We start from the raw sequence: 6,232 nt of genomic DNA, 5'->3' as shown, positions 1-6,232 counted from the left end.
CGCCGCGGGGGCCCGCGGCGGCGGCGCCCGGGCCGGGGGTTTTGTTACCGGGGGGCCCGGGGGGGGGCCCCGCCGCGCCCCCCCCGCCCCTTCCCCGTGTCGCTGTGTGCCGGCTCGCGCAGCCGTCAGTGGCGGGCCTGGAGGAGGTCCTCCAGCTGCTCCTCACGGGCCTGCGCGGCCACGAACAGCAGCTCGTCGCCCGGCTCCAGGGTCTCCTCCGCGTGCGGGGTGAGGACCCGGTTGCCCCGGATGATCGTGACCAGCGAGGTGTCCTCGGGCCAGGTGATCTCGCTGATCTGGGTCCCGGCGACCGAGGAGTCGGCCGGCAGGGTCAGCTCGACGAGGTTCGCGTCGCCGTGGCTGAAGCGCAGCAGGCGCACCAGGTCGCCGACGCTGACGGCCTCCTCGACCAGGGCGGACATCAGGCGCGGCGTGGAGACCGCGACGTCGACGCCCCAGGACTCGTTGAAGAGCCACTCGTTCTTCGGGTTGTTCACGCGCGCCACGACGCGCGGCACCCCGTACTCGGTCTTGGCCAGCAGGGACACGACCAGGTTGACCTTGTCGTCGCCCGTCGCGGCGATGACCACGTTGCAGCGCTGGAGCGCCGCCTCGTCCAGCGAGGTGATCTCGCAGGCGTCGGCCAGCAGCCACTCGGCCTGCGGCACCCGCTCCACCGAGATGGCGGTCGGCGCCTTGTCCACGAGGAGCACCTCGTGCCCGTTCTCCAGGAGCTCGCCCGCGATGGAGCGGCCCACCGCGCCGGCTCCGGCGATCGCGACCCTCATGCGTGTGCCTCCTCGGGGCCCTCGGCGAACGCCGCCTCGACCTTGTCGATCTCGTCCGTGCGCATCATCACGTGGACGAGGTCGCCCTCCTGCAGGACCGTCTGCGACGTCGGCAGCATGGCCTCGCCCAGGCGGGTGAGAAACGCCACGCGGACGCCCGTCTCCTCCTGGAGCTTGCTGACCTTGTGGCCGATCCACGCCGCGGAGGTGTGCACCTCCGCGAGCTGCACGCCGCCGCTCGGGTCGCGCCACAGCGGCTCGGCGCCCGAGGGCAGCAGCCGGCGCAGCATCTGGTCGGCGGTCCAGCGCACGGTCGCCACGGTGGGGATGCCGAGGCGCTGGTACACCTCGGCGCGCTTGGGGTCGTAGATGCGGGCGGCGACGTTCTCGACACCGAACATCTCGCGGGCCACGCGGGCGGCGATGATGTTGGAATTGTCACCACTGCTGACCGCCGCGAAGGCGCCCGCGTCCTCGATTCCGGCCTCGCGCAGCGTGTCCTGGTCGAAGCCGACGCCCGTGACGCGGCGGCCGCCGAATCCGGCTCCCAGCCGGCGGAATGCTGTGGGGTCCTGGTCGATGACCGCGACCGTATGCCCCTGCTGTTCCAAGGTCTGCGCGAGGGCGGAGCCCACCCTTCCGCAGCCCATAATGACGATGTGCACGGCCGTCCTTCCGGCTGTCAGCGCTCGCTGGTTCCCAGCCTCATTGCATCTCTGGCTTAACAGGGTCTCAGACCATGGCTCAAGCTACACACGGGTGGTCACCGATGTGACCTCTTGCGGCGCAGTGGGCGACTCAATGCCGCGGAATACGGGCGGGGGGTTCGTCAGCCGGATTTCGAACGCTTACGATCCTTCCCGTGTCCAAACTGACCGACGTGCCCAAACGGATCCTGATCGGCCGGGCGCTGCGCAGCGACCGCCTCGGGGAAACCCTCCTCCCCAAGCGGATCGCCCTTCCCGTCTTCGCATCCGACCCGCTCTCCTCCGTGGCATACGCCCCCGGCGAGGTCCTGCTGGTCCTGTCGATCGCGGGTGTGTCGGCGTACCACTTCAGCCCCTGGATCGCCCTCGCGGTCGTCGTGCTGATGTTCACCGTGGTCGCCTCCTACCGGCAGAACGTGCACGCGTACCCCAGCGGCGGCGGCGACTACGAGGTCGCCAATACCAACCTCGGACCCAAGGCCGGTCTGACGGTCGCGAGCGCCCTGCTCGTCGACTACGTCCTGACCGTCGCCGTGTCGATCTCCTCCGGAGTGGAGAATCTCGGCTCCGCGGTGGATTTCGTCATCGAGCACAAGGTGCTCTCGGCGATGATCATGATTCTGCTGCTCACGCTGATGAATCTGCGCGGCGTGAAGGAATCCGGGAAGCTCTTCGCGATCCCGACCTACGTGTTCGTCGGCGCGGTCTTCGTGATGATCGCCTGGGGTGCCTGGCGCGGCCTCGTCGCCGGCGACACCATGCAGGCCCCGACCGCCCACCTGGAGATCAAGGCCGAGCACCAGGGGCTGGCCGGCTTCGCGCTGGTCTTCCTGCTGCTGCGGGCCTTCTCCTCCGGCTGCGCCGCCCTCACCGGCGTCGAGGCCATCAGCAACGGCGTGCCCGCCTTCCGCAAGCCCAAGAGCAAGAACGCCGCCACCACGCTCGCCCTGATGGGCGCCCTGGCGGTCACCATGTTCTGCGGCATCATCGGCCTGGCCCTGGCCACCGACGTGCGGATGGCCGAGAACCCGGCCGAGAACCTGCTCGCGGGCGGGGTCCCGGTCGGCCCCGAGTTCGTCCAGAACCCGGTGATCTCCCAGGTGGCCGAGGCCGTCTTCGGCTCCGGCAGCTTCCTGTTCATCGTGCTCGCGACCGCCACCGCGCTCGTGCTGTTCCTGGCCGCGAACACCGCGTACAACGGCTTCCCGCTGCTCGGGTCGATCCTGGCCCAGGACCGGTACCTGCCGCGCCAGCTGCACACGCGCGGCGACCGGCTCGCCTTCTCCAACGGCATCGTGCTGCTCGCCGGCGCCGCCATGCTGCTCGTGTGGATCTACGACGCCGACTCGACCCGGCTGATCCAGCTCTACATCGTCGGCGTCTTCGTCTCCTTCACGCTGAGCCAGATCGGCATGGTCCGGCACTGGAACCGCCACCTGAAGACCGAGACCGACCCGGCCGGCCGCCGCCGGATGTTCCGCTCCCGGGCGATCAACACCTTCGGCGCGATCTTCACCGGGCTCGTCCTGGTCGTCGTCCTGGCCACGAAGTTCACGCACGGCGCGTGGGTCGCCCTGCTCGGCATGCTGATCTTCTACGGCACCATGACCGCGATCCGGAAGCACTACGACCGCGTCGCCGAGGAGATCGCCGCCGCGGAGGGGCCCAGCGACGACAGCGTGCGCCCCTCCCGCGTCCACTCCATCGTCCTGGTTTCCAAGGTGCACAAGCCCACCCTGCGCGCCCTGGCCTTCGCCAAGCTGACCCGCTCCGACACCCTCGAAGCGCTCAGCATCAGCGTCGACCCGGCCGAGACCAAGGCCCTGCGTGACGAGTGGGAGCGGCGCCGGATCAACGTGCCGCTCAAGATCCTGGACTCCCCGTACCGCGAGATCACCCGCCCGGTCGTCGAGTACGTCAAGGGCCTGCGCACCGAGAACCCGCGCGACGCCGTCAGCGTGTACATCCCGGAGTACGTCGTCGGCCGCTGGTACGAGCACCTGCTGCACAACCAGAGCGCCCTGCGCCTGAAGGGCCGCCTGCTGTTCACCCCGGGCGTGATGGTCACGTCCGTCCCCTACCAGCTGGAGTCCTCGGAGCTGGCCAAGCGGCGGGCGAAGAAGCGGCAGGAATGGAACGCCCCGGGCGCCGTCCGCCGCGGACCGGTGGACACGCCCCGCCCGAAGGACCGCGCGGCGAAGTAGCGCACGCACGTGCGCACGAGGGTTGGCGAACGGCCGGACGGAACCCACGTAGACTGATGGGTCGACCGTCCGGCCTTCGCCTTGGACCCCTGAACCTTGGAGCACTCCCCACCATGACCCTCCCCGAGCAGAACGAGAAGCAGTCCTTGGTCGGGGAGGAGTACGAGGTCGAGGTCGGCCCCGTCGCGCACGGCGGCCACTGCATCGCCCGGACCGCCGACGGCCGGGTCCTGTTCGTCCGCCACGCCCTGCCCGGGGAGAAGGTCGTGGCCAAGGTCACCGAGGGCGAGACGGACTCCCGCTTCCTGCGCGCCGACGCGATCACCGTCCTGACCGCCTCCAAGGACCGCGTCGAGGCCCCCTGCCCGTTCTCCGGCCCCGGCAAGTGCGGCGGCTGCGACTGGCAGCACGCCAAGCCGGGCGCCCAGCGCCGGCTCAAGGGCGAGGTCGTCGCCGAGCAGCTGCGCCGCCTGGCCGGGCTCACGCCCGAGGAGGCCGGCTGGGACGGCACCGTGGTCCCGGCGGAGGGCGACAAGCTCCCGGCCGGCCAGGTTCCGCAGTGGCGCACCCGCGTCCAGTACGCGGTCGACGAAGAGGGCCACCCGGGCCTGCGCAAGCACCGCTCGCACGACATCGAGCGGATCGACCACTGCATGATCGCCGCGCCGGGCGTCTCGGAACTCGGCATCGAGAAGCGCGAGTGGCCCCAGATGGCGACGGTCGAGGCCATCGCCGCGACCGGCTCCCAGGACCGCCAGGTGGTCCTCACCCCGCGCCCCGGCGGCCGCCTCCCCCTGGTCGAGCTCGACAAGCCGGTCTCGGTCCTGCGCGTCGAGGAAAAGGACGGGGGCGTGCACCGGGTCCACGGCCGCCCCTTCGTCCGCGAGCGCGCCGACGGCCGCACGTACCGCGTCGGCATGGGCGGCTTCTGGCAGGTCCACCCCCAGGCCGCCGACACCCTGATCAAGGCCGTCATGCAGGGCCTGATGCCGCGCAAGGGCGAGATGGCCCTCGACCTCTACTGCGGCGTCGGCATCTTCGCGGGCGCCCTGGCCGAGCGCCTGGGCGAGACGGGTGCCGTCCTCGGCATCGAGTCGACGAAGCGCGCGGTGGAGGACGCCCGCCACAACCTCGCCGACTTCCCCCGCGTCCGCATCGAGCAGGGCAAGGTGGAGTCCGTCCTCCCCCGCACCGGCATCACCGAGTGCGACCTGGTCGTCCTGGACCCCCCGCGCGCCGGCGCCGGCAAGCAGACGGTCCGCCACATCGCCGGCCTCTCGGCCCGCCGCATCGCGTACGTGGCCTGCGACCCGGCAGCCCTGGCCCGAGACCTCGCGTACTTCGCCGAAGCCGGCTACAAGCCCCGCACCCTCCGCGTCTTCGACCTCTTCCCGATGACCCATCATGTTGAGTGCGTGGCGATCCTTGAGCCGATTGGAAAGGGCATCTGACCTGCAGGTTAGGGCAGTGTGCGTTATGCGCGCTGTGGGCGCTACGGGCGATATCTTGACGCCGATTTGACGCTCGTGACGCACGTTTGACGCACGCCCAGCGTTTTCCTGATGAGGCGTCAGCACGAAAAGGCCGCCTTCCGCACCAGGGTGAAGTCCTGGTGCGGAAGGCGGCTTCTTCATGCTCGTCGTACTCGGCGAGGCTCCAACCCGGCCCGGGTTCACGGACCTGGGTCCGACTGCGTACGGTGACGGCCGTGACCGGATTCGGGGCATCCTGCGTGCCGGAAATAGATCTAGCTGGCTGTGTGTTGGCGGTAGGTCGGTACGGAGGGGGAGGTGTCGGGTGTCTCTCCCCTCGTAGCGTGGAGACCGTGACTGCAGGGGATGTTGAGAGTCATGGCGGAGAAGCGACGAAAGTTCGAGCCGGAGTTCCGTGAGGGGGCTGTACGGATCGTGACGGAGACCGGCAAGTCGATCCCTGAGGTCGCGGAGGGCTTGGGGATCAACGAGACCACGCTGGCCAGCTGGGTGTCCCGAGCCCGCCGGGCGGGGACCGCGCCGACGGGCGCGAGCGATGAACTGAACGGCTGCGGCGGGAGGATGTCCAGCTCAAGCGGGACAACAAGGAACTGGCGATGGAGCATGAAGTCCTCAAACGCTGCATGGTCCTGTGGGTGAAGTAGCCGTGGCGGACCCGGCGGCCGTCGTCGGGGTGATCAGCGACTTCAGGACCGAGCACGGCATACCGCATCGCCTGCCATGCCCTGGGCATGAGCGAGTGGTGGTTCTACAAGCATCGCAACCGCACCCCCACCCGGCGGGAGGTACGCCGTCAGCAGCTGACGGAGGCGGTCACGGAGGAGTTCGCCAAGTCCGGCGGCACGGCTCTCCGAAGATCTGGATCACGCTGGTCAGACAGGGGTGGCGGGTCTCGGTGAACACCATTGCCAAGCTCATGGCCGAGCTCGGCCTCATCGCTCGGAACGTCCGCCGCCGGCGAGGCTGACCCGGCCCGGGAAACGGCTGGTGAGCCCGGACTTCGTGCACCGCGACTTCACCGCCGAGGAGCCGGACCTGGT

6 protein-coding genes are annotated in these 6,232 nt (G+C 69.9%); 4 read left to right on the top strand and 2 right to left on the bottom strand.

The window, feature by feature from the left end:
- Positions 1–125 precede the first annotated feature (125 nt).
- Positions 126–788, bottom strand: a complete 663-nt coding sequence (locus tag AB0F11_RS08415; RefSeq protein WP_053691455.1) for a TrkA family potassium uptake protein — start codon at positions 786–788, stop codon at positions 126–128.
- Positions 785–1,453, bottom strand: a complete 669-nt coding sequence (locus tag AB0F11_RS08410) for a TrkA family potassium uptake protein (RefSeq protein WP_362169722.1) — start codon at positions 1,451–1,453, stop codon at positions 785–787. The genes AB0F11_RS08415 and AB0F11_RS08410 overlap by 4 nt, the downstream gene beginning before the upstream one ends.
- A gap of 197 nt (positions 1,454–1,650) precedes the next feature.
- Here AB0F11_RS08410 and AB0F11_RS08405 point away from each other — a divergent pair, with 197 nt between their 5' ends.
- The 4 genes from AB0F11_RS08405 (at position 1,651) to AB0F11_RS08390 (ending at position 6,159) form a co-directional block, all read left to right on the top strand.
- The gene (locus tag AB0F11_RS08405) at positions 1,651–3,699 is read left to right on the top strand and encodes an APC family permease (protein WP_362169721.1); all 2,049 of its coding nucleotides are present in this window, start codon (positions 1,651–1,653) and stop codon (positions 3,697–3,699) included.
- Positions 3,700–3,812: 113 nt separating this feature from the next.
- Complete coding sequence (locus AB0F11_RS08400) at positions 3,813–5,150, top strand: TRAM domain-containing protein (protein WP_362169719.1); 1,338 nt, start codon at positions 3,813–3,815, stop codon at positions 5,148–5,150.
- A gap of 387 nt (positions 5,151–5,537) precedes the next feature.
- On the top strand, positions 5,538–5,831 hold the full coding sequence (locus AB0F11_RS08395) for a transposase (RefSeq protein WP_362169717.1): 294 nt from the start codon (positions 5,538–5,540) through the stop codon (positions 5,829–5,831).
- On the top strand, positions 5,824–6,159 hold the full coding sequence (locus AB0F11_RS08390; protein ID WP_362169715.1) for a transposase: 336 nt from the start codon (positions 5,824–5,826) through the stop codon (positions 6,157–6,159). Before AB0F11_RS08395 ends, AB0F11_RS08390 begins: the two co-directional genes overlap by 8 nt.
- Positions 6,160–6,232 lie beyond the last annotated feature (73 nt).

The sequence above is a fragment of the Streptomyces sp. NPDC032472 genome (assembly GCF_040636955.1).
In the GTDB taxonomy this organism is placed as follows: Bacteria; Actinomycetota; Actinomycetes; order Streptomycetales; family Streptomycetaceae; genus Streptomyces.
This window is presented reverse-complemented; position numbering and strand designations above follow the sequence as displayed.

Excerpts from the sequence above, each read along its gene's own strand:
- AB0F11_RS08415 (WP_053691455.1), bottom strand. The coding sequence starts at position 788 with ATGAGGGTCGCGATCGCCGGAGCCGGCGCGGTGGGCCGCTCCATCGCG.
- AB0F11_RS08400 (WP_362169719.1), top strand. The coding sequence starts at position 3,813 with ATGACCCTCCCCGAGCAGAACGAGAAGCAGTCCTTGGTCGGGGAGGAG.
- AB0F11_RS08395 (WP_362169717.1), top strand. The coding sequence starts at position 5,538 with ATGTTGAGAGTCATGGCGGAGAAGCGACGAAAGTTCGAGCCGGAGTTC.